The 22243-nt window shown below is 70.5% G+C and carries 25 protein-coding genes and 2 tRNA genes; 11 read left to right on the top strand and 16 right to left on the bottom strand.

From position 1 onward, the window contains the following. Position 1 precedes the first annotated feature (1 nt). The 7 genes from EXE44_RS03450 to EXE44_RS03420 all read right to left on the bottom strand — a co-directional run bounded on the left by EXE44_RS03450 (position 2) and on the right by EXE44_RS03420 (position 7505). The gene (locus tag EXE44_RS03450; protein ID WP_137715967.1) at positions 2 to 859 is read right to left on the bottom strand and encodes a mechanosensitive ion channel family protein; all 858 of its coding nucleotides are present in this window, start codon (positions 857 to 859) and stop codon (positions 2 to 4) included. A gap of 94 nt (positions 860 to 953) precedes the next feature. Beyond that, positions 954 to 2117: a 7,8-didemethyl-8-hydroxy-5-deazariboflavin synthase subunit CofG gene (cofG, locus tag EXE44_RS03445; RefSeq protein WP_137715966.1), complete on the bottom strand. Its 1164-nt coding sequence runs from the start codon at positions 2115 to 2117 to the stop codon at positions 954 to 956. 111 nt (positions 2118 to 2228) lie between these two features. Further along, the gene (gene cofC / locus EXE44_RS03440) at positions 2229 to 2885 is read right to left on the bottom strand and encodes a 2-phospho-L-lactate guanylyltransferase (protein WP_137715965.1); all 657 of its coding nucleotides are present in this window, start codon (positions 2883 to 2885) and stop codon (positions 2229 to 2231) included. A gap of 17 nt (positions 2886 to 2902) precedes the next feature. Further along, complete coding sequence (locus EXE44_RS03435) at positions 2903 to 4081, bottom strand: tubulin/FtsZ family protein (RefSeq protein ID WP_173230323.1); 1179 nt, start codon at positions 4079 to 4081, stop codon at positions 2903 to 2905. 109 nt (positions 4082 to 4190) lie between these two features. Continuing rightward, positions 4191 to 5087, bottom strand: coding sequence for a complex I NDUFA9 subunit family protein (locus EXE44_RS03430; protein WP_137715964.1), 897 nt, complete (start codon positions 5085 to 5087; stop codon positions 4191 to 4193). 96 nt (positions 5088 to 5183) lie between these two features. After that, positions 5184 to 6047 carry a universal stress protein gene (locus EXE44_RS03425; protein WP_137715963.1) on the bottom strand — a complete coding sequence of 288 codons (864 nt, stop codon included), beginning with the start codon at positions 6045 to 6047 and terminating at the stop codon, positions 5184 to 5186. A gap of 87 nt (positions 6048 to 6134) precedes the next feature. Further along, positions 6135 to 7505, bottom strand: coding sequence for a hemolysin family protein (locus EXE44_RS03420; RefSeq protein WP_137715962.1), 1371 nt, complete (start codon positions 7503 to 7505; stop codon positions 6135 to 6137). A 166-nt stretch (positions 7506 to 7671) separates the two neighbouring features. Here EXE44_RS03420 and tmk point away from each other — a divergent pair, with 166 nt between their 5' ends. Beyond that, a complete protein-coding gene (gene tmk / locus EXE44_RS03415; RefSeq protein ID WP_121563965.1) occupies positions 7672 to 8265 on the top strand; it encodes a dTMP kinase in 594 nt (197 codons plus the stop codon). A gap of 34 nt (positions 8266 to 8299) precedes the next feature. Here tmk and EXE44_RS03410 read toward each other — a convergent pair whose 3' ends face one another. After that, positions 8300 to 8623 (bottom strand): hypothetical protein, encoded by a 324-nt coding sequence (locus EXE44_RS03410; RefSeq protein WP_121563963.1) that lies wholly within the window; start codon positions 8621 to 8623, stop codon positions 8300 to 8302. Positions 8624 to 8662: 39 nt separating this feature from the next. Next, positions 8663 to 9214 (bottom strand): DUF5813 family protein, encoded by a 552-nt coding sequence (locus tag EXE44_RS03405; protein WP_137715961.1) that lies wholly within the window; start codon positions 9212 to 9214, stop codon positions 8663 to 8665. A 150-nt stretch (positions 9215 to 9364) separates the two neighbouring features. Between EXE44_RS03405 and EXE44_RS03400 the strand changes: the two genes are divergently transcribed. Continuing rightward, positions 9365 to 10669: a carboxylate--amine ligase gene (locus tag EXE44_RS03400; protein WP_137715960.1), complete on the top strand. Its 1305-nt coding sequence runs from the start codon at positions 9365 to 9367 to the stop codon at positions 10667 to 10669. Positions 10670 to 10694: 25 nt separating this feature from the next. Here EXE44_RS03400 and EXE44_RS03395 read toward each other — a convergent pair whose 3' ends face one another. Then, entirely contained in the window at positions 10695 to 11996 is a 1302-nt protein-coding gene (locus EXE44_RS03395) for an MFS transporter (protein WP_137715959.1), read from the bottom strand. A 160-nt stretch (positions 11997 to 12156) separates the two neighbouring features. Here EXE44_RS03395 and pyrF point away from each other — a divergent pair, with 160 nt between their 5' ends. After that, positions 12157 to 12987, top strand: a complete 831-nt coding sequence (pyrF, locus tag EXE44_RS03390; protein WP_137715958.1) for an orotidine-5'-phosphate decarboxylase — start codon at positions 12157 to 12159, stop codon at positions 12985 to 12987. A 45-nt stretch (positions 12988 to 13032) separates the two neighbouring features. Here the strand turns inward: pyrF and EXE44_RS20655 are convergent, their stop codons facing one another. Further along, positions 13033 to 13173 carry a hypothetical protein gene (locus tag EXE44_RS20655; protein ID WP_199241178.1) on the bottom strand — a complete coding sequence of 47 codons (141 nt, stop codon included), beginning with the start codon at positions 13171 to 13173 and terminating at the stop codon, positions 13033 to 13035. A gap of 50 nt (positions 13174 to 13223) precedes the next feature. On the opposite strand from EXE44_RS20655, the gene trmY reads away from it, so the two are divergent. Continuing rightward, complete coding sequence (trmY, locus tag EXE44_RS03385) at positions 13224 to 13838, top strand: tRNA (pseudouridine(54)-N(1))-methyltransferase TrmY (protein ID WP_137715957.1); 615 nt, start codon at positions 13224 to 13226, stop codon at positions 13836 to 13838. Beyond that, positions 13819 to 14199: a CHY zinc finger protein gene (locus EXE44_RS03380; protein ID WP_137715956.1), complete on the top strand. Its 381-nt coding sequence runs from the start codon at positions 13819 to 13821 to the stop codon at positions 14197 to 14199. Before trmY ends, EXE44_RS03380 begins: the two co-directional genes overlap by 20 nt. Positions 14200 to 14269: 70 nt before the next feature. On the opposite strand, the gene EXE44_RS03375 is transcribed toward EXE44_RS03380, so the two are convergent. Then, positions 14270 to 14614 carry a DUF2087 domain-containing protein gene (locus EXE44_RS03375; protein ID WP_137715955.1) on the bottom strand — a complete coding sequence of 115 codons (345 nt, stop codon included), beginning with the start codon at positions 14612 to 14614 and terminating at the stop codon, positions 14270 to 14272. Positions 14615 to 14747: 133 nt separating this feature from the next. Here EXE44_RS03375 and EXE44_RS03370 point away from each other — a divergent pair. The 3 genes from EXE44_RS03370 to EXE44_RS03360 all read left to right on the top strand — a co-directional run bounded on the left by EXE44_RS03370 (position 14748) and on the right by EXE44_RS03360 (position 16497). After that, positions 14748 to 14820, top strand: a tRNA-Pro gene (locus EXE44_RS03370). A gap of 92 nt (positions 14821 to 14912) precedes the next feature. Continuing rightward, positions 14913 to 15689, top strand: coding sequence for a DUF429 domain-containing protein (locus tag EXE44_RS03365; protein WP_137715954.1), 777 nt, complete (start codon positions 14913 to 14915; stop codon positions 15687 to 15689). Positions 15690 to 15795: 106 nt separating this feature from the next. Next, a complete protein-coding gene (locus EXE44_RS03360; RefSeq protein WP_053772733.1) occupies positions 15796 to 16497 on the top strand; it encodes a TVP38/TMEM64 family protein in 702 nt (233 codons plus the stop codon). Between the two features lie 52 nt (positions 16498 to 16549). Here EXE44_RS03360 and EXE44_RS03355 read toward each other — a convergent pair whose 3' ends face one another. Further along, positions 16550 to 16972 carry a GtrA family protein gene (locus EXE44_RS03355; RefSeq protein WP_137715953.1) on the bottom strand — a complete coding sequence of 141 codons (423 nt, stop codon included), beginning with the start codon at positions 16970 to 16972 and terminating at the stop codon, positions 16550 to 16552. After that, positions 16969 to 18492: a sulfatase-like hydrolase/transferase gene (locus EXE44_RS03350; RefSeq protein ID WP_137715952.1), complete on the bottom strand. Its 1524-nt coding sequence runs from the start codon at positions 18490 to 18492 to the stop codon at positions 16969 to 16971. Before EXE44_RS03350 ends, EXE44_RS03355 begins: the two co-directional genes overlap by 4 nt. A gap of 158 nt (positions 18493 to 18650) precedes the next feature. Between EXE44_RS03350 and EXE44_RS03345 the strand changes: the two genes are divergently transcribed. Both EXE44_RS03345 and EXE44_RS03340 read left to right on the top strand, forming a co-directional pair. Beyond that, complete coding sequence (locus EXE44_RS03345) at positions 18651 to 19607, top strand: alpha/beta fold hydrolase (RefSeq protein ID WP_137715951.1); 957 nt, start codon at positions 18651 to 18653, stop codon at positions 19605 to 19607. A 151-nt stretch (positions 19608 to 19758) separates the two neighbouring features. Then, a complete protein-coding gene (locus tag EXE44_RS03340; protein WP_137715950.1) occupies positions 19759 to 20034 on the top strand; it encodes a hypothetical protein in 276 nt (91 codons plus the stop codon). Positions 20035 to 20068: 34 nt separating this feature from the next. Here EXE44_RS03340 and EXE44_RS03335 read toward each other — a convergent pair whose 3' ends face one another. Further along, positions 20069 to 20596 carry a hypothetical protein gene (locus tag EXE44_RS03335; protein ID WP_137715949.1) on the bottom strand — a complete coding sequence of 176 codons (528 nt, stop codon included), beginning with the start codon at positions 20594 to 20596 and terminating at the stop codon, positions 20069 to 20071. Positions 20597 to 20679: 83 nt separating this feature from the next. Here EXE44_RS03335 and EXE44_RS03330 point away from each other — a divergent pair. Then, positions 20680 to 20754: transfer RNA gene (locus EXE44_RS03330), tRNA-Val, on the top strand. A 707-nt stretch (positions 20755 to 21461) separates the two neighbouring features. Here EXE44_RS03330 and EXE44_RS03325 read toward each other — a convergent pair. Continuing rightward, entirely contained in the window at positions 21462 to 22190 is a 729-nt protein-coding gene (locus EXE44_RS03325; RefSeq protein ID WP_137715948.1) for a hypothetical protein, read from the bottom strand. Positions 22191 to 22243 lie beyond the last annotated feature (53 nt).

Here is a 22243-nt window from a genome sequence, read left to right as displayed (position 1 = left end):
GTTACTCGTCGGCGACCTCTTCGATCACTTCGACGCTGCCGGTGAGCTGGCGGTGGACGTACGGCATGTCGATGCCGGCGTCGTCGAACGCCTCCTTCACCGCGGTGACGTACTCGGAGCGCACGCGGACGAAGTCGCCGCGGTCGGGGTCGGCGATCCACCAGCGCGACTGGAGCCCGACGGCGGAGTCGCCGAGCTCGACGAGCCGGACCGAGACGCCGGGGTCGTCGAGGATCTCCTCGTGGGCCTCGGCCTCCTCGACGATGATGTCGGTCGCCTCGTCGATGTCGTCGTCGTAGCCGATCCCGAAGACGAACTTCTGTCTGAGCGTGTCGTAGGCGACGGGGTTGGTGACCGCGCTGTTCGCGAGGTCGCCGTTCGGCACCGTCACCAGCTCGTTGTCGAACGTCCGGACCCGCGAGACCCGGAGGTCGATCTCCTCGACGCGGCCCGAGTTGCCGTCCCACTCGATCCAGTCGCCGACCTCGAACGGCTTGTCCTTGAGGATGAACACGCCGGCGACGAAGTTCCCGAGCAGCTCCTGCGCGGCGAAGCCGACCGCGAGCGCGATGGCGCCGCCGAACACCGCGAACGCGGAGAGGAAGCTCCCGTAGCCGGCGACGGCGAAGCCAATCGCGATCGCGGCCACCCAGACGACGGCGTTGAGGACGTTCGTGCCGAGGCTCAACACCGCCTCGTCGAACCCGCGCGCCCTGACGACCCGTCGCAGCCCCGGGATGAGGACGAGCTTTCCGAGCAACAACACGGCGACGAAGCCGGCGACGAACCTGGCCACCGTCACGGCGATCGCCGCCACGTCGACCGCGTTCGCGATCGCGTCGAGCTGTAAGGGGAGCATCGTCACCCCGTTCACGAGACTATATAAAGAAGCTACTGGCAGCGCGGTTGTTTACGTCCGGCCGGCGAGGGCGACCGCCCGGCGCGGCGGCCCGTCAGTCGCTCCGCACCGCGAGCGGCCCGTCGCCGCGGGCGACCGCGCGCAGCCGACGGCCGTGGACGCCGTCGTCGGCCATCCGCTCGCGAACCGCCGGGGGGATCCACGCCTCGCGACCGTCGGGGTCCGGGGCGGAGTCGACGCCCGGCGGCCGGAGGTCGTCGGGGAGGTACCGGGCGTACGTCGGGAGCCGCTCGCGGAGCGGCACGCCGCCGGCGTCCGCCACGGCCTCGAGCCCGCGGAGGTCGGGCCACTCGTACGCCGGGTTGATGTAGTCGTCCGTCACCGGCGAGACGCCCCCGAGGTCGTCGATCCCGCAGTCGACGAGCTCCGCCGCCGGCGAGAGGTTCGGCGGGACCTGAACTGAGACCTCGGAGGGCAACGCCGCGCGCGCCATCGCGACGACCCGGCGCATCACGTCGCGGTCGGGCTTCGAGAAGTCGGAGCGCTCGTTGGGCACGACGTTCTGGACGATCACCTCCTGGACGTGGCCGAACCGCTCGTGGAGGTCTCGGATTGCGAGCAGGCTCTCCGCGCGGTCGCGCCAGTCCTCGCCGATGCCGACCAGGATACCGGTGGTGAACGGGACGCCCTGCCGGCCGGCGGCGCGGATCGTGTTGAGCCGCTGGCCGGGCGTCTTCCGGCGGCCCCCGGCGTGCGCGTCGACGTCCGCGGTCGTCTCCAGCATGACGCCCATCGACGCGTTCACCTCGCGGAGGTCCGCGAACTGCGCCTCGGTCAGGTCGCCCGGGTTCGAGTGGGGGAGCAGCCCCTCCTCCAAGGCGATCTCGCAGGCCCGGTAGAGGTACTCGTGGATCGAGTCGAACCCCCACTCGGCGAGCGTCTCGTGGATCTCGGTGTACCGGTCGTCCGGGTCGTCGCCGAACGTGAACAGCGCCTCCGTACAGCCCGCGTCGGCGCCGACGCGGCACTGCTCGCGCACCTCGGCGGGCGACAGCAGCGACGCCTCGCCGGGCACGTCGTAGTAAGTGCAGTACGTACAGGTGTACCGGCACGCCGTCGTGAGCGGGATGAAGACGTTGCGCGCGAACGTCAACTGGTCGGCGGCCTCGACGTCGTCCGGGCCGACCGAGAGCAGTCGCTCGACCGCCCGGTCGGCGACCGTCACGTCGACCCCGTACTCGTCGGCCCCGGCGAACACGGCCGTCACTCGCGGTCGGCGTTTAAAAAGAATCGCGGTTGCGGAACCCCGAGCGAGGCCGGATCCGGTTACGTCGAGTCACGGCGAGGGGCCCGTTCGGTTTGGACTCCGTCACTCCCGCACGACCGCGACGCGGCCCTCGGACGCGTCGAGCGCGAAGCCGGCCTCGCGGAGCCACGCCGCCGCGCGGCCCTCGCCGTGGATCAGCACCTCGGCGAGGTCGTCCGGCTCGTCGACGTCGGTCCCGAGGCGGTGCGAGTCGACCGCGGCGAACGACGCGCCGACCTCGGCCGCGATGTCGCGGTGGTCGAGGTAGGAGGCGCCGTGGTAGTCCACCCGGAACTCGGGGTGGGAGGCGACGAAGGCGTTCGTCCCGCCGCCGCGGCCCGGCGCGATGGCCACGTCCGCGTCGCGCCCGGCCGCGAACAGGCGCTCGACCGCGTCGGGGGTCGCGAGCGCGAGGTCCGCCATCACGACGGCGACCGGCTCGGGGGGCCCGTCGGCGTCGCGCTCGCCGCCGTCGCCCCCTAGCCGCGCGTCCAGCGCCGCGTTCACCGCCGCGGTCAGCGGGCGGTCGTCGACGGTGACCGGGCGGTCCACGTCGACCGCGTCGGTGGCGAGGACGCGCGGCTCGCCGCCGGCGGCGGCGACGGCGTCCAGCACGTCGTCGAGCATCGCGCGGGCGAACGCCGAGCGCTCGTCGGGGGAGAGGGCGTCGGAGAGTCGCGACTTCGGGCGGTCGGTCGAGAAGGGAACGATGACCTCCATCGCGGCGGCGGGAGGTCTTAGAACAGGGATTCCAGCTCGTCGCTGTCGTCGTTGACGAGCTCGTCGAGGTTGTCGTCGCTCTCCTCGCGGATCTCGTCGAGGTTGTCCTGCGCCTCGATGGCGACCTGCTGGAGCTCCTTGATCCGCGGGACGTTCGTGACGCCCGCGAGCAGGATCACGGTCGCGACGAAGCCGGCGCCGCGGTACGGGTAGTCCCCGCCCCTGACCTCCATCGAGCCGGTCTGCTCTTCGAGCCACTTGCGGCCGCGCTCGATGCCCTTCCGGTTGAGGTACTCCGGCGGCCCGGCGAGCACGAGCAGCGCGCGCTCCGCGCCCTCGATCTCACAGGGGAGCGTGAGCCGACCGAGCGCCGCCTTCCGGACGAGGCTGGTGATCCGGTTGGTGGTGTGGGCGCTGTCGAGCTCCTCGTCGTTGCCGTCGTCGCGGAGCCGCGAGAGCAGGCCGCCCGAGGAGCGCTCCTCGACCTCCTCCTCCGCGTAGCCGACCGTGGAGACGCCGCCGCCCGAGAGCGTGTTGATGATCTCCGAGGAGTCGACGACGCTCTCGGCGACCTCCTGGCCCTGCTGGATCTCGCCGGCGCCGAAGAGGATGCCGAACCGCCGGACGATCTCCTCGTTGATCTCCTCGTAGCCGCCCTGGACGGACTCGCCCGTCTTCCGCCAGGCGTCGTTGTCGAACACCATCAGGTTGTCCACCTCGCGGACGAACGTCTGGAACGAGCGGGCCGCGTTGAGGGTGTAGATGCCCCCCTCGTCGCTGCCCGGCAGGATGCCGAGCCCGTAGACGGGCTCGGTGTAGATCCGCTTGAGGTGCTTCGCGAGCACCGGCGCGCCGCCGGAGCCGGTCCCGCCGCCGAGGCCGGCGACGACGAGGAAGGCGTCGACCTCGTGGACCGGGATCGAGTCGATGGCGCCCTGGACCTCGTCGATGTCCTCCTCGGCGATCTCCGCGCCCAGTTCGTTGTCCGCGCCGACGCCGTGGCCCTTCACGCGCGACTGGCCGATGAGGACGCGCTGGTCCTCGGCGATGTGTTCGAGCCCCATGAGGTCCGCCTTCGCCGTGTTGACGGCCGCGGCGGCTCGAACGATCTCGGAGCCCGTCCGCTTATCGTACTCCAAGAACTTGTCAACGACTTTACCCCCCGCCTGTCCGAATCCGATCATTGCGAGTTTCATCGTGTGCTCCCTCCGCGTTTGACGTGAACAGAGCGTGATCTCGTATATAAGCCTTCGGTTGGCGTTACCAGCCTTGAGATTATGTTAGTTGACACGTTCGGTCCCCCGGTCATCGGATCCCGAGGTGTTCGCCGAGCGTCGTCAGGTCCGCCTGGTCGACGCCGAACGCGCCGACGTCGTTGTCGGCGGTCGTGTTGTCGAACTTCAGCGACCGGTACTGGTCCGGCCCCATCGGGAACCCGGGCACCGCCCCGAGCACCGAGAGGCCGACCTTCGCGAGCGGCATCGGCAGCGGAACGATGGTGACGCCCTTCCGCTCCGCCTCGTAGACGAGGTCCGTCACCTGCCGGAGCGTGAGCACCTCCGGCCCGCCGATCTCGTAGGTCTCGCCGGCGTGCTCGTCGTCCGTCACCGCGGCGGCGATCATCGGCACGAGGTCCTCGACGTGGATGGGCTGGAACCGCGTCTTCCCGCCGCCGGGGAGCGGGTACAGCGGGACCCCCGGCGCGAACATCCCCTTCAGCCGCTTGGTGAAGGAGACGAACTCGCCGCCCTCGCCGAAGACGACCGAGGGGCGGAAGATCGTCCAGTCGAGGTCGCTGTCGCGGACGATCCCTTCCGCCTCGCCCTTCGCGCGGATGTAGGCGGTGTCGCCGTTCGGGTCCGCGCCGAGCGCGCTGAGCTGGACGAACCCGTCGACGCCGCCGTCCTCCGCCGCGCGGACGAGGTTCTCTGTCCCGCCGCGGTGGATCCGGTCGTGCATTCGGTTGCCGCCGTCGGGCTCGAACAGCGGCGAGAGCGCGACCAGGTTCACGACCGCGTCGTGCCCCTCGACGGCCGACGCGATGGAGTCGTAGTCGGTCACGTCGCCGCTGACGCCCGTCGCGCCCTCCGGCGCCTCCTCGGGCGATCGGGAGAGCGCGGTCACGGCGTGGCCGTCGTCGGCGAGCGAGCGACAGAGGTACGACCCGATGAACCCGGTCCCCCCGGCTACCAACACTTTCATGCGAGCCACGAGGCGTGGAAGCCCCGTAAACCTACCGCGATGTCAGACGCTCGCCGGGGGCGGCGGCGTCGGTCGGTGTCGGGCCCGGAACCCGGGTCAGTCCTCGTCCGCAACCGGGACCGTCAACACCGGAACGGGAACGGTGCGGAGGGTGCGCTCGGCGACGCTCCCCAGCAGGTACCGCCCCACGCCGGTCCGGCCGTGCGTTCCCATCGCCACGAGGTCGACACCGGGGTCGTCGACGTACGCCCGGATCCCGCGCGCGGCCGAGGAGGCGACCTCGACGGCGCCGACCGCCTCCAGGCCGGCGGCCTCGACCCGCTCGACGCCCTCGGCGACGGCGTCGTCGGCGAACTCGGAGAGCGCGTCCACCTCGACGTGGTCCCCGATACCGATCCCGCCCGTGTCGACGACGGAGAGGACGTGGACGGTCGCCCCCGCCCGCTCGGCGATCGGGATCGCGCGGTCGAGCGCCGCGGTCGCGGCCGGACTCCCGTCGGTCGGCACCAGCACGTCCTCGTACGGGTACGGGACCGCTTCGTCGCCCGGCCGGAGGGCCAACACCGGCGACGGCGACTGCCGAACGACGCGCTCGGTGGTGCTCCCGACGAGGTGTTCGACCCCCTGCCGGCCCCGCGTCGACATCGCGACGAGGTCGGCGTCGATCTCCCCGGCGTACGCGGCGACCGTCTCGGGGACGCCGCCCTGCCGGACGGCCGTCTCGGCCTCCACGCCGCGCTCGGCGGCGCGGGCGGCCGCGTCCTCGACGATCGACTCGCCCTCGCGCTCCAGCACGTCGACCACGTCGCCGCCGATCCGGGTCACGCTGTCGCGGGTCGTGTCCGCGACGTGGAGGAGGTGGACCGTCGCGCCGTGGTCGGCGGCGACCGCCAGGACGTGCTCGAAGGCCGCCGCGGCCGCGTCGCTGCCGTCGGTGGGGACGCAGATCCGGTCGAACATACCCGGCCGGTCACGCCCGCGAGTGAAAAACGCTCGCGTCGTCGCCGCGTCGCGAGCGGTGAGCCCCTCGCCGTCAGCGCCGCGCCGTCACGCCGCGTCGCCGGGCGTTCCCGCGTCGGCATCCGAGCCGTCTCCCGATTCCGGCGCGCCGTCGCGCCGCGTGACGCGCACCGTCGAGATGCGCGCGCCGTCGACCGCGGTCACCTCGAAGGCGTACGCCGCCGTCTCCGCCACGTCGCCGACCTCCGGCGAGCGCCCGATGCGGTCGAGGACGAAGCCGCCGAGGGTCTCGTAGCCGTCGCCGCTGAGGTCGGTGCCGAGCGCGTCGTTGACGTCGACGAGCGCGACGGAGCCGTCGGCCTCGTGCGTCCGGTCGCCGGTCCGGCGGATCGTGTGGCGGCGCTCGGCGACGTCGAACTCGTCGCGGAGGTCGCCGACGAGCGCCTCGGCGACGTCCTCGACGGTGGCGATCCCCTCGAAGGCGCCCCACTCGTCTATCACCGCCGCCATCTGTCGGCGCTCGTCGCGGAACTGGACGAGGAGGTCGCTCGCGCTCGTCGTCTCGGGGACGACGAGGATCTCCCGCGCCAAGTCGCCCGCGGTGGCGCCGTCGTCGTCCGCCTCGGTCGCGCGCAGCACGTCCTTCACGTCGACGAAGCCGACGACGCGGTCGGCGTCGTCCCGCTCGACGACCGGGTAGCGGGTGTGGCCGGCGTCGAGGACCGTCTCGCGGACCGCCGCCAGCGACGCGTCCGCGGGCAGCGAGACCACGTCGGGACGGGGGACCATCAGCTCGCGGGCCGCGGTGTCGTCCAGGTCGAAGACACCCTCGATCATGGCGACCTCGGACTCGTCGACGTGGCCGGCCTCGCCGGCCCGGGCCAGCACGCGCCGGATCTCCCGCTCTTCGAGCGTCTCGTCGCTCTCCGAGGCGGGCGGCACGCCGATCAGGCTCGTGAAGGCGTTCGCGGTCCCGTTGAACACCGCGATGCCGGGCGAGAAGACCAGGTACGCGAGCTTCATCGGCGGCGCGAGCAGCAGCGAGATCCGCTCCGCCTGCGCGATGGCGATGGTCTTCGGCGCCAGTTCGCCGAAGACGACGTGGAGGAACGTGATGAACGAGAACCCGATCGCGAACGCGACGAGGTGGACCAGCCCCTCGGGCAGGAGCGGCCCGAGGACGGGCTCTATCAGCGCCGCGACCGCGGGCTCGCCGATCCACCCGAGGCCGAGCGACGCGAGCGTGATCCCGAGCTGGGTCGCCGCGAGGTAGTCGTCGAGGTTGCCCATCACCTCCTGGAGCGTCTCCGCGCCCGCCTTCCCCTCCTCGGCCAACTGCTCGACCGAGGTGGCTCGGATCCTGACGAACGCGAACTCCGAGGCGACGAAGAAGCCGTTCAACCCGACCAGCGCGAGGGCCGCCGCCACGCGAGAGACCGAGACGGCGACCGCTACCATCCGTCCCCTCCGAGCGCGCGGGCGGCCGAGGAGTCGACGACCATGGCGGTCGTTCGGGAAGGGGTCACAAAAAGGGGCGGTTGGACCGGGGTCGCGGTCGGTGAGCGGGCCCGCCCGTACGGTCCGGACCCGCGCCGTTTATTCCTCGCCGCGTCGGAACGCCACCATGCTGATCACGCTGGAGGGGCTCGACGGCAGCGGTAAGACGACGGTCTGGGAGGCGCTCCAGGACGTGTACCCCGACGCGACGTTCACCCGCGAGCCCACCGACAGCTGGTACGGCGAGGCGGTCGGGCGCTCGATGGGCGACCCGGACGCCGACCCGCTCGCGGAGCTGTTCCTGTACACCGCCGACCACGCGAACCACCTCTCGGAGACGGTGCGACCGGCGCTGGCGGACGGCGGCCTCGTGATCGCCGACCGGTACTCCGACTCGCGGTTCGCCTACCAGGGGGCGACGCTCGCGCGGTCGGACGCCGGGATCGAGCGGCCGCTGGAGTACGTCCGCGGGATCCACGCCGCCTTCTCGCGCCCGCCGGACGCGACGATCTACCTCGACTTGGACCCGAAGACCGCGGCCGAGCGGGCGGGCCGGACCGACAAGTTCGAGCGCGACGGCTACCTCGCCGCCGTGCGCGACAACTACGAGCGGCTGATCGACGCCGACCCCGGCCGGTTCCATCGCGTCGACGCGACGCGCGCGCCGGAGGACGTGGTCGCTCGGGTCGAGGAGATAGTGGCCGGCTTGGTCGACCGCTGACCGCCGGGAGGGCCGCGGGCGACGGCTATCGCCGTCAGCGCGTGTCCGGCAGTTCGTAGTCGTCGGGCGACGGGACGTAGAGGTAGTCGATGGCGATCCCGAGCGCCAGCGGGAGCGCGATCAGGAGCGCCAGCAGGATCGTCGAGCTCCCCACGTCGATCCCGGTCCCCACGCCGAGCGCGCCGGTGAACACGAGCGTGGAGACGAGCAGGAGCAGGGGGGTCAACACGAGCGTGTAGAGGACGGACCCCCACGACGTGGAGAGCTGAATCCGAAAGAACCGGGTCGCGACCCCGGCGAGGAACGTGTGGAACGCCACCAAGGCGAGGAGGCTGCCGAACCCGAACAGCGCGAGCATGGTCGCCGTACGGGCCGCCGACACTTCCCCCTATCGGCCTCAGACGGGACCGCCGCCGCCCTGCTGCCGCGCGGCCGAGAGCAGGTCGGAGACTGGCGCCGTGTACTCGTAGCCCGGGATGACGCCCTGAACGTACGTCCCCTCGACGAAGTCGATCAGCGCCCCCGCGTCGTCGACGCCGCGACGCTCGTTGATGTCGACGAACTCGTAAGTGACCGCTATCTCGTCGCCCTCGCGCTCGACGACGGGGTCGAACTCGCGGTCCGTCCGGGTGACGCCGCCCACGTCGACCGCGCGGCGCTCGAACGTGTCGGCCCAGCCGTCCTCGACCACGTCGGCCACCTCGTCGGCGGTGACGGCCGACAGCGTCGGCACGCGGACGGTGACCGCGAACCCGATCCGTCCCTCAGCCGCCGGCCCGGCGCGGACGCGCCCGTCGAACGCGGTGGTCGTCGAGACCCAGGCGTCGCCCTCGCGCTCGAACGAGCCGTGGTCCGCGAACGCGCGCCGGACCCGGTCGGGGAGTTCGTCGGCCGGGGCGGCGTCGTCGGCGTCGTCGACGCGCTCGGCGTCGTCCTCGGTTTCGGTCATACCGATCCGGAGGCGACGCGTCCTGAAAAGCCGCTCGCGTCGCCCGCGCGAACCGCGGCCGCCGACGCGAACACGCTCGACCCGTCCTCGATACGGGCACTCCGGGCCGGTACGTGGGACCCTTTTGTGCGTCCGCCGACGAGGCGGGGTATGGCAGACACGTTCCGGTCCACGGAGGGACTGATCGACGCGCTCGCGGACGCCGAGTTCGACCGGCCGCCGGCGCTCGTCAGCAACGCGCACATCACCGGGCTCGGGGTCGCTCGCGCGCTCGACGCCCACGACGTGCCCGTGATCGCGCTCGACCGGGCGGGCGGCGACGCGGGGACGGACGCCGGGACGGTCGCGCACGACGGGCTCGCGCCGCCGTCCGACGCGGTCGACTACGCGGGGGCGGTGACGTACCCGCTCGACGATCTCGACGGGTTCCGCGAGGACGTGGAGGCGGTCGTCGACGCCGCGGGCACCGAGGCCGTCGCGTTCGGCTGTATGGACGAGTGGGCGCTGTCGTACGCCGAGGCCGACCCCGACGGCGTCCGGCTCCCGTTCGCCGGCAGCGAGACGCTCGACGAAGTGTTGAACAAGTCCGAGCTGTACGCGACCTGCGAGGCGCTCGGCGTCCCCTACCCGGAGACGTACCGGCTGGAGGAGACCGCGGCGGCGGCGACACGCGAGCCCGACGCGACGGTCGAAGAGGCGGCCGACGCGCTCGGCTTCCCACTGGTGGTGAAACCCGAGCTCAAGCGCGACTTCGAGGAGGCCTTCGGCACTAACGTGATCGAGGTCGCCGACCGCGGGGAGTTCGCGGACGTCGTCGCGGCCGCGAGCGAGGAGGGGATCGCCGTGATGGCACAGAAGCGCGTCGACATCGCGACGGGGCGCGACCACTCGCTGGCCTCCTACGTCCCGCCGTCCGGGAGCGGCGACGCGCTCGCCGTCGTCGGCAACGCCGCGGTCCGGTACCCGCGCAACTTCGGCACCTCCTGTCTGGTCGAGACGGCCGACCAGCCCGCTATCGAGGAGCGCGCGCTCGCCGTCCTCGACGACGCGGGGTACCACGGGATCAGCGAGTCGGAGTTCGTCTACGACGCCGACCGCGAGGAGTTCCTGCTGCTCGACGTCAACACCCGCCCGTGGAAGTGGATCTCGATGCCGGTCGCCGCGGGCGCGAACCTGCCGATGGCCGCCTACGCCGCGGTCACGGACGCGAGCTACGAGTCCGACGGCGTCGAGCCGACGCGGTGGGTGTACCTCCGCGACTACCTCTCGCTTCTGGCGGGCGACGACGCCTTCTGGGACCAGCTGTCGGCGGCCGACTGGCGCCGGCTCGTCTCCGGCGCGTTCGAGCGCGAGGGGGACCTGACGACCGGCGTGTACCGGCCTTCCGACCCGGGCCCGGCCGCGAAGCTGTTCGAGACGGAGTTCGTCGACCGCGAGTACTACTGCTCCTGCTAGCGGGCGGCGGCGCCGAGCGAGCGGCTCAGCTGTCCGGCCGTTCGTCACCCGAGCGTTCGTCACCCGAGCCGTCCGGCCGTTCACCACCCGAGCCGTCGGTCGGCTCGTCGCCGATCGGGACCCGCCAGAGGAGGATTGCCGTCGCCCCGACGACGAGGACGCCGCCGCCGACGCCGAGCGCGAACAGCGGCGAGACGGCGTCGGAGACGACGCCGCTGCCGAGCTGGAACGGGACGACCGCGAGCCCGCTCACCATCGCCATCGCGCTCAGGACGGTGGCGCGGCCGAGCGTCTCCGCGCGGTCGTTGACGTACTGCCCGGCGAACGACCGCGTGACGTCCGACACCCCCCGAATCAGGAGGAAGGTCGGGAGCGCGAGCACCGGGACGAAGTACATCCCGAGCAGCGCGCCGCCGACGGCGAACGGGAGCGCCAGGAACCACGCCCGCAGCCCGATCCGGTCCCGTATCGCCCCCGTGTAGTAGGTGAGGACCGCGCCGACGAGGCTGTACGCCGCGTAGAACCACCCGAGGAGGGGTTCGACCCGCGACTGCGCGACCCCGAGGTCGAGGACGACTGTCTCGAATATCGGCTGGAGGAAGACGAACGCGAGGTACGTGATGGCGGCGTACAGGACGTAGTAGTACAGCAGGAACGAGCGCATCCGACGGCGCGAGAGGACCTCCCGCACGATGCCGACGGTCCGGCGGAGGGTCAGGTCGTCCGCGTCGGTCTCCTTGTACGTCTCCGGTTCGTCGAGGGTGAGGAGCACCGCGACGCCGAGGCTCGTCACGCCGGCCGCGACGAACCACGGGTACGAGAGGTCGACGCGGCCGAGGTACCCGCCGAGGACCGCCGCGACGGCGCCGACGGCCAGCGCCGCGGACTCGCCGCGCCCCCGGACGTGCGCGAACTCGTCCTCGGAGAGGTCGTCGGTGAGCGTGTCGTAGAGCCACGCGTCCTCGCTCCCGGAGCGGAAGTTGTAGCCCAGCGACCAGCAGACGTACAGCCCCGCGAGCGGGAGGAACGAGTCCGAGAGGCCGATGCCGAGGAGCGTCGCCGAGATGAGCGCCGTCCCGATGAGGAGGCTGTTGCGCCGCCCGACGCGGTCGCCGACGTACCCGGTCGGGATCTCGCCGAACACGGTCGTCAGGTTATACAGCGCCTCCAAGACGGCGATCTGTGTAAACGACAGTCCCTGCGCCAGGAAGAAGAGGTACATGATCGGCCGGTAGAACTCGACCGACTTCGTCGCCTTGTAGACGTAGTACTTGAGGATGGGTCCGGAGACCGCCGTCCGGAGTCCACCGCCCGTGCGACCGGCCATGCGTGTGGCGACCGACGAGGGGCCGACTGGTGTATCCTGTTATTACGGCGGCCCCGGGTCGGCACATACGCCGGCTCGGCCGGCGGGGACGCTCGCCCGCGCTCCTCGGGGCGCGGCCGCGGAACACAACGGTTAGTGCGCCCGCCGACGCAGGGCGCGTATGGGCTTCTTCGAGACGCTCGCGGACCGGATCGAGGCGGTCGACAGCGTCGTGTCGGTCGGGCTCGACCCCGACCCGAGCCGACTCCCCGAGACCGTGACCGACGCCGACCTCCCGCGGTGGGCGTTCAACCGCCGGATCATCGACGCGACCCACGAGCACGCCGCCTGCTACAAGCCGAACGCGGCCTTCTACGAGGACCCGGACGGCTGGCGCGCGCTCCGCGAGACCGCGGCGTACGCCGAGGGGAAGGGTGTCCCGGTCCTGCTCGACGCCAAGCGCGGCGACATCGGGAACACCGCGCGTCAGTACGCCGGGATCCTCGACCACGTGGACGCGATCACGGTGAACCCGTACCTCGGCCGCGACTCGCTCCAGCCGTTCCTCGACCGCGCGGACAAGGGCGTGTTCGCGCTCTGTCGCACGTCGAACCCCGGCGGGGCCGACCTCCAGGACCTCGAACTCGCCTCCGGCGAGCCGGTCTACGAGCGCGTCGCCGCGCTCGCGGACACCTGGAACGCGAACGGCAACGTCGGCCTGGTCGTGGGCGCGACGACGCCCGACGAGCTGGAGACGGTCCGCGAGATCGTGCCCGAGATCCCGTTCCTCGTGCCCGGCGTCGGCGCGCAGGGCGGCGACGCGGAGGCCGCGGTCGAACACGGGCTCGCGTCCCGGCCAGACCTCCCGGTCGACGTCGGGCTCGTGAACTCCTCGCGCGGCATCATCTTCGCCGGCGAGGAGTCGAGCCGCCCCGACGACGAGGCGACGTACTTCGGCGCCGCGGGCGACGCGGCCAAGCGGCTCAAGAAGCGCCTGAACCGCCACCGATAGGTCGCCGACGGCGAGGCGTTTCCGCGGGCGTCGGCTCGGCCGGCGCTACCCTCGCTCGGCGGCGCAACCCGAGCAGGCGCGGGCGGTCTCGTCCCAGTGGTCGTCGCAGACGGCGCGCCCGCAGCGGTCGCAGGTCCGGCTCGCGGTCGCCGCCTCGCAGACCTGGCAGAGTCCGGTGAGGCTCACGGCGGCGGTTGGGTCGCACGGCTTATGAGGGTCGGGGGCGAGCCCCGGACATGCGCCAGTTCGTCGTCATCGGCCGCGACGTGCCCACCGACCCCGACGCGATCTCGCTGTCCGACATCCCCGGGGCCGGCCGGCTCGACCTCCTCTGTCGGTGCGTGAGCGCCGGCCTGTTCCTCTCGCACGGGATCCGCGAGTCGGTCCGGGTCCACCTCGTGATCGCCGACGAGTTCACCGTCACCGTCGACGCCGACACGGTCCGCCACCTCCACCCCGACGAGCGCAACGTCGCCGCGCGGATCCGCGACGCGCTCGACGCGAAGGCGGACGCGATCGGGCACATGCCCGCGGACGTGTCGCCGGGCGTCGAGCTCCGACGGATGGGGCTGGACGCGACCCTCGACCGGCTCGTCGGCGACGGCGGGCGCGGCCCCGACGGGACCCTCGTTCAGCTCCACGAGGACGGCGACCCGCTCGTCGACGCGGAGCCCCCCGAGGACCCCGTGTTCGTGCTCTCCGACCACCACGACTTCGCGCCCGAAGAAGCCGAGGCAGTCGCCGAGCGCGCCGAGCGGCGGCTGCGCGTCGGCCCCGAACTGCTCCACGCCGACCACGCCGTCACCGTGGTCCACAACTGGCTCGACACCGATGGCTACGCCGAGTACTGACCGCGAGACGACGACCGCGCCCGAGACGGATCCGCGCTTCGCGGTCCCCCTCCGCGGAACCGACGTCGACCCCGAGACGCGCTGTGCGCACTGGGACGACCCCGTGGACGTGATCGCGCTCCGGTTCGGCTGCTGTGAGACGTACTACCCCTGCGACGCCTGCCACGACGCGGCCGCCGACCACGAGGCGGTCCCGTGGCCCCGGGACCGCTTCGACGAGCCGGCGGTGCTGTGCGGCGCCTGCCGGACGACGCTCACGGCGAGGGAGTACCTCGATGCCGACGACGACACGTGTCCGTCGTGCGGCGCCGCGTTCAACCCGGGCTGTCGGAAGCACCGCGACCGGTACTTCGAGGTCTGACGGCTCGGACACCGCCGACGACCGAGCAGACCGGCGAACGGAGCGGGCGACGGTCGCCCGTCGGGGAGCGTCAGTCTAACGCACCCAGGTCCTTCGCGTGGCGTTCGAGGTGGTCGTTCGCCCGCACGTCGGCCTCGGAGAGCTGGAGGGCTCGGATTTCGTACTCGTTCTCGCGGTTGTCGTACCGGACGTGGCCGAAGTTCACGAACTCGCGGCGCAGTTCGATCGGGTTCGAGAAGTTCTCGCCGATGCGGCGTGTGAATTCGTCTTTCTCGCAGACTTCTCCGACCTCGAATTCGCGGGCGAGCAGTTCCTCTAACACGAGCAGCTTGAGCGCTGCGTTCCCCGGCATCGACTCGTTCCTGCGGTGTTTCTCGAACACCGTCTCGCGGTCCCGGTCGAAGTCGAGTGTCACGGTCCCAAGACGCCCGATCGCGGAATAAGCGTTCGGCACGTGTGCGAGTGAGGCGCATGGCTCGGGATCGATCGAGCGCGTCCGGACCCCCTTTCGGAAGGATTAAAAGAACGAGCGGCCTTCTGTCGAGTGCGGGCCGGTGGGGTAGCTTGGTATCCTTCGGCCTTCGGGTGGCCGTAACCACGATTCAAATTCGTGCCGGCCCACTTCTCCCGCATCCGTTCGCCCCGACGAGCCGCGGCGCTCGGTTTCCGACGCACCGAATCGGTTGAGTGTCCCGAGCGGGAACCGATCGGTAATGCCAACTGACACCGTCGCGGGCGTCGACTGGGCGGGCGGCGCGTGGCTCGCGGTCGTGATCGACGGGGACGGCGAGCCGGACGCGCGCCTCGAACGCGACCTCGAAGCGCTGTGGACCGAGCGCGACCTCGATCGGATCCTCGTCGACGTACCGATCGGGCTCCCGGACGACGCGGAGACGCTGGCGGCCCGGGAGGCCGTCGACGCGGCCGCGCGGTCGGCCAGCGGCCGACCGAGCAGCGTGTTCCCGGTCCCGTCGCGGGGCGCGTGCGAGGCGGCGATGGACGGGGCCGATTACGAGACCGTGAGCGAGCGGAACCGACGGGACCTCGACAAGGGACTGAGCCGGCAGTCGTACCACATCGCGCCGGCGGTCGGCGAGGTCGACGCGTTCCTCCGAGGGGACGAGGCGGCGCGCGAGGCGGTGATGGAGGCGCACCCGGAGGTGTGCTTCCGCGGGCTCGCCGGACGGTCGCTCGACCACTCGAAGACCGGTGCGCCGGGCGTCGGCGAGCGGCTGGACGCGCTCGCCGACCACCTCGACGAGCCGGGCGCCGCGCTCGGGGATATCTGTCGGGGGCTGGCCGACGACGCGCCCGACCTCGCGGAGACCGCGGACGCGACCGTCGACGACGCGGTCGACGCGCTCGCGCTCGCCGTCGTGGCGCGCCGGCCGGCCGACGAACTCCGGTTCCTCCCGGGCGACGCCGACTACCGCGACGCCGAGGGGATCCCGATGCGGATGGCGTACTGGAGCGCGGAGCCGCTGGCGTGAGACGCGGCCGGGATCGGGGCCCGCCGGCGTACCTCCGGGGAAACGAGCGAGATCCGATTCCGACGTTGGTAAGGTTCAAGTCCCTCTGTCGCCCGCTACGACACGAATGAAACTCTTCTCCTCGCGGGCGGACCGCCGGCGGGGGATCGCGGCCGCGGTCGGCGTCGCGGTCCTCGCGGTCGGGCTCTACGTCCTCGTGAGCCGCTACGCCGGCTTCCTCACCAACGCCGAGGCCCTCCGGACGTGGCTCGACCAGTTCGGCGTCTTCGCCCCCATCGTGTTCATCGGCCTCCAGGCCCTCCAAGTCGTCGTCGCCCCGATTCCGGGACAGGTCGTCGCCCTCGTCGCGGGCTTCCTCTTCGGCTCGCTGTGGGGTACCGTGTACAGCCTCACCGGCGTGCTCATCGGCAGCGCGGTCGCCTTCTCGCTCTCGAAGCGGTACGGGCGCTCCTTCGTCGAGAACGTCATCCACGAGGACGTGATCGAGCGGTTCGACGGGTTCGTCGACACCGTCGGCGTCCCCGGGCTGTTCGCGTTCGTCATCATCCCCGGCCTCCCGGACGACGCCATCTGCTTCCTGAGCGGCCTCACCAAGTGGTCGCTGCCGACGTTCATGGGCGTCATCGCCGTGGGGCGGCTCCCGGCGTACGTGCTGACGGTGTACGCCGGCGGGGAGCTCGCCAGCGGGCGGTTCCTCTCGGCGATGGCGCTGGTGGGGCTGGTCGTCGCCGCGTCCGCGGTCGGCTACTACAAGCAGGAGGCGGTCCGGGACCTCGTCGAACGGGTCGAGCCGCGGCTCCCCTTCTGAGGCGCGCGGCGCGCTCGTCGCCCGAACGGTCCGACGGTGATCGACCCCGGGGCTACCCCCACGTCCACTGTGCGTCGAGCACGAAGCGGTAGAGGCCGCTGATGATGATCGCGACCACGTTCGCGACGAGGTACATCACGCCGCCCCACTCGACGAGCGCGGCGAGGACGCCGAGCTGGATCGGGATCGCGGTGCCGCGGACCAGGTTCGTCTTCAGCAGTCCGGTGAGGTACTCGGAGACGCCCGTGTTGCGGCTCGCGCGGAACGTCCACGCGTTGTTGAGGACGTACGAGCAGACAATCGTGATCTCGATGGCGATGGTCGCGCCGACGAGGTAGTTCAGTCCCGCGGCGTCGACGAACAGCCAGAGCAGCGCTAACTGGAGCCCGGCGGTGAGCGCGCCGACGACGACGAACCGCCGCATCTGGACCGCTATCGGCCCGCTCGCGAGGTCGCGCAGGACCGCTCGGATCATTTGTATCCGAGCGCTTCGAGGCGGGCTTCGAGGTCCTCGTCGACCTCCTCCTCGTCCTCGCCGCGCTCGGCGGCCGCGGCGGCCGCCGCAGCGCCGCGCTCGCGGAGCAGTTCCGCGTGGGCGTCGACGACGGGCGCGAACCGCTCGATGACCGCCTGCGCCTCCGCGTCGGGGTCGACCGCGAGGTTCGTCTGCTGGGTCGGGTCGGAGGGGCGGTGGTACAGCTCTCGCTCGCCGGCGTCGACGTTCTCGATGTACGTCCAGTCGTCGTCGCGCGCGCTGACGAACAGGTCGCCGTCGGACAGCGATCGGGGGATCGGCTGCTGGGTCACGTCCTCGCCGCGGACGGTCACCGAGACGACCGGGTCGGCGGCCGACTCCTCGTCTGTCTCCGAGGGCGCCCCGTCGCCGCGCAGCGCCGGGAGGAGCGACTCGCCGTGCCAGTCGTCGGGCGCGTCGACGCCGAGGAGGTCGGCCACGGTGGGCGGGATGGCGTCCAGCCCGACCCGGCCGTCGACGCGCCCGCCGTCGAGCCCGGGGACGTCGGCCACGAACGGGACGTGGATCAGCTCGTCGTACAGCTTCGGGTAGTGTGCGAGGTGGCCGTGCTCCTGGAACTCCTCGCCGTGGTCGCCGGCGAGCAGGACCGCCGTGTCGTCGCGGACGCCGGCCGCGTCCAGGGCGTCGAGCAGCCGGCCGACGCTGGCGTCGACCTGCCGCACCGTCGCCTGGTACAGGGTCCGCAGCTCGTTGAGGGTCCGCTCGCCGACTTCGAGGCCGAGGCTCGTCCGGGCGTGCGCGTGGAGCATCTGGTGGGTACCGACGATGCCGTCCGACACCTCGCGGATGTACCGCGGCGCGGGCACGTACGGGGTGTGGGTGTCCATGTAGTGGACCCACAGGAAGAACGGCTCGTCGGTGTCGTCGACGAACGCGGTCGCGGCGTCCTCGACGTCGAACATGCGCGAGGCGTCGAGGAACGGGCGGTCGTCGCTGTCGCCGCGGAGCTTCGATCCGAGCCGGCGGATCGGCGAGGTGGCGAGCTGGATCCACGCCTCGACGGTCGGGTGCGCGGCGAGGTATCGGCTGTAGACGCTGGAGCCCACGCTCGTGACGAACGGCTCGAACTCGTCGAACCCGTCGGGGTACCCCCAGTGCTCGGTGAGGAACCCGTTCGCGGCGTTGAAGCCGCCGGTCGCGACCCCGGCGTCGGAGAGCGCCTCCGCGAGCGTCACCGACTCGTCGACGCCGATGTCGCCCGTCCGCGCGAACACCGGCTCGGAGGCGAGGATGGCGGGGAACGAGAACGGCGTCCAGTTGCCGGTCGCGAACGCGCGGTCGAACACCGTCCCGCCGTCGGCGAGGTCGTCGATCACCGGCGAGCGGCGCTCGGCGTCGTACGGGGAGACGGCGTCCGCGCGGAGCGAGTCCACGGTGACGAGAACGACGTTGGAGACGGGCGCGTCGTCGGTCGACGCGTCCGCGTCCGCGGCTGAAGGGGTCGACGAGTCAGATGTCATAGGGTACGATGCGAATCCCCGGAGAACGCGCTCACCGCGGCGGACTTCGGGATCCGCGAATATACGTGGAACGGCGGTAGCCAGCGGCTTGAGGATTTCGATCCCGCGCATCTCCCGTCGAGCGTACCTATTTGCCGGTGCCGACACACCGTGTCGACATGGACGAGACGCCAACCGGCCGGCCGGTCGACGACGCGGCGCTGCCGGAGTCGGTCCCCGACGACGAGATTCCCGAGTCGGTTCCGGGCCGATCCCGCGCGGTCGAGACGAACGGCGTGCCGCTCCACGTCGTCGAGGCGGGCCCGGAAGACGGGAAGCTGCTGGTCCTGCTCCACGGCTTCCCCGAGTTCTGGTACGGCTGGCACGACGCGATCGCGTCGCTCGCGAACGCGGGCTACCGCGTCGTCGTCCCGGACCAGCGCGGCTACAACTGCTCCGGGAAGCCCTCGGCCGTGCGCGACTACCGGATCGACGAACTCGCGCGCGACGTGGTCGGGCTGATCGACGCGTACGACCGGGAGACGGCGGCCGTCGCGGGACACGACTGGGGCGCGGCGGTGGCGTGGTGGCTCGCGCTCCACCACGAGGACCGCGTCTCCGAGCTGGTCGCCGTCAACGTCCCGCATCCGACCGTCTTCGAGCGGGCGCTCCGCACCTCGTGGGACCAGCGGCTCAAGAGCTGGTACGTGCTCGCGTTCCAGTTCCCCAGGCTGCCCGAAGCGATCGCCAGCGCCGGGAACTGGCGGCTCGCGACGAACGCGTTACGCGACACGAGCGCGCCGGGCACCTTCACCGACGAGGACCTGCGGCGCTATCGCCGCGCGTGGGACCGAGACGGCGCCTTCGAGGCGATGGTGAACTGGTACCGCGCGATCGTCCGCGACCGCCCCGACCCGGCGACGACGGAGGTGACGGTGCCGACGCTGGTCGTCTGGGGCGCACAGGATCGGTTCCTCGCGCGGCGACTAGCCCACGAGAGCGTCGAGCACTGCGCCGACGGCCGGCTGCTCGTGATCGACGAGGCGAGCCACTGGGTCGTCCACGAACACCCCCACCGCGTCGCCGAGGCGATCGCGGACCACGCCGACCCGCTGCCGCCGGGCGCGCGAGAGTAGTCCCCGGAGCGGTCTCGACGCTCCATCCCCCGGAGCGGTCTCGGCGCTCCCGAGTCGGGCTCGTCGTGCGGAGCGGGCGACGTGTCGCGACGAATACTGTCCTCAGTCCGTCGCCACAAAGATTATATCTGCCCTTCACCAAAGGACAGATATGAGCAAGCACTTCGAAGACGCACGGTACTACCTCGGTCGAGCGGCGGAACACGCGAAGGCGGGCGTGAAAGAGGAGTTAGCGCCCGTCGAGGAACGGGTGAAAGAGCTCGTCGGCCGGGAGGACGACGAGGAGCCGGAGCCCTCGCGGCTGGACAAGCTCCAGGCGGACCTGAAGGAGCTCGAAGAGCGCGCCGAGGGCGAGGCCCGCGAGGCGGTCGCGTCCGCTCGGAAGCGCGTCGCGGAGTACCGCGGCAAGGACACCGCCGCGGAGTAACGGCGCTCCTTTCGGCGTGCTGGCGGACGCCGACCTACTTCAGCGGCGGGCCGGCCGTCGCGGCCGCGTCGACGCCGATCCGCTGTTCGGCGGGGAGCACCGCGTACTCGACGTCGGCCGCCTCGAACAGCGACCGCACCCGCCTGATCCCTTCCTCTGCGTCGACGTCCGTCGCGTGGTAGTGGCGGATCGGGTGCCGGATCCACGACGGCTCCCAGTGGGCGTACACGTCGGTCGTCGAGCGGTCGGCGCCGGCGTACAGCGCGAGGTGAAGCTGGTCGTCGCTTTCGAGCGCCCCCTCCGGGTACCGGACCCAACTGGCCACGGTCGTCTGCGGAGGCGTCTCGTAGTCGCGGTACTTGAGCGAGGAGACGAGGTTGCGCACGAACCCGAGCCGGTGGAGCCGCGCCTCGACGACCGGGTACGGTTCGCGGAGGGTGAGCGCGTACTGCTCTCGTGGCGTCTCCCGCTCGGCGTAGAGGCCGACGAGCGACAGCGGCACGTGGAGGAGACTCGCGACGTTCTGGCGGAGGCGTTCGAGGAAGCGGAGTTCGTGGGTCACGACGGAGGATCCGGACGGCCGTGAAATGAAGCTTCGGCGTAAAGTAACTCTTAAGTCCGGACGTCGGATACCTCGAAGTGAGCGGGTTGGTGGTCTAGCCAGGTTATGACGGCTCCTTCACACGGAGCAGGCCGGCGGTTCGAATCCGCCCCAACCCATACCAACTTCGTACGGATTGTAACCGTACGATTTCCTCATCTCCAGACCTTCTAACCGCAGTTTCGGGTTTTTCGGCCGGGGAATTAGAGGCGTTGTGAATTCGTAACCCAATCGATATCCTACGCGGGTCGTCGCCATCTGGGGATTCCGCGTATTCGTACTGCTGGACGATTTAAAAATGCTGGTATATCGTGCCTGTAGTTACCAACTCACTTTAAGAGCGCTGTAGGATTGATAACACAGGTAGACCGGGCAACGTTCCCTGAATAGACCAGCTGGCATTGACTGTTGACTGTGACATCAGCCTCGACTGTTACGTCCTCCACCACCGTCTCTACGACTTCGTCTCCATCTTCATTCTCGACAGGGAATCGGACACGTACGTGTACGGTCTTCAAATGGACTCGCCTCTGCCGGTCTAGCATCGTTGACCCCATTACTTTCGGAAGGCCGGTCTCCAAAGGACGCCACGTCGTTACTCTGTCGTAACGCTGGTGGAAGATAGGTCGTAACGTTGTGCGAAGCTAATAACGACACGATAGTTTAGAAAATAATGGGCGAGGGATAGGGCGGTAGGTACACTCAACACTAACGAAGTGTTGTTTACGACCGATAGTGGTCCGAAACTCGTGACAGGCCATCTATGACCCGTCAGTCGTCGTTACGGCCCTTCTGGGTTCCAGTGTTACGACGGTGTAACGCTGGCTCAGTGATCACCCCCAGCGGCCTCTCTGGTCCAGTCGATCCATTCCCCACGGTCGGCGACGAGTTCGAGCCGTTTGTCGCCCTCGCGCATGTGGATCAGGTTTCTGCCGTCGTAGGGGTCGCGGTCACTAGGTTCCTTGTCCGAGGTGAGTTTGGCTACCCAGCGCATGACCCGCACGACGGTATTCCGATTCCATGACTTAGAAGACCGGTCGGTCATCTCAGCGAGGATGCGGCGTACTCCATCGGAGTCGAGCCGCATTGTCCCTGACCAAGATCGGGATCTAGGGCCGAATTCGGGAAAGACCAGCGTCGCCCTCTCTTTGTTGGCGGAGAGGTCACTATTACCCTGCTGACGCAGTGCGATTGCCCGCTCGATCGGGAGCGCGTCGTGGTCCATCTCGCTCCGGACGACGACGTCTACTTCCCCCTCTTCGAGTTTCCTGATGCGAGCTTCGAGCTCCTGAACACGGTCCTTGCTCGCACGCTTCATCACCGCGGTACCGAGGGGGAATTCGGCTCCAGTCGTGGACCTGACGGACAGGTCCTCGATCATTCCGGTGTCCCACTCGAATTCTACGTCGTTCTGGAGCTGCTTGGAATGAGCTGCCAGCTTCCGCTCTATCGCTCGCCGAGCCTCACGTTCTTTTTCGAGTTCGTCACGGAGGTCCTCAACCGTCTGCCGCAACCATGCGAGTTCCTCGGCGGTTGGGTCTTGGGCGGTGCTCATACGCTGCCACCACTCTTCCGGAACCAATTCGGTGGATTCTTCCAGCCGATTTC

The sequence above is a fragment of the Halorubrum sp. SS7 genome (genome assembly GCF_005435055.1).
In the GTDB taxonomy this organism is placed as follows: Archaea; Halobacteriota; Halobacteria; order Halobacteriales; family Haloferacaceae; genus Halorubrum; species Halorubrum salinarum.
Note: the sequence above shows the minus strand (reverse complement) of the source record. Positions and strands in the feature narration are given on the sequence as shown.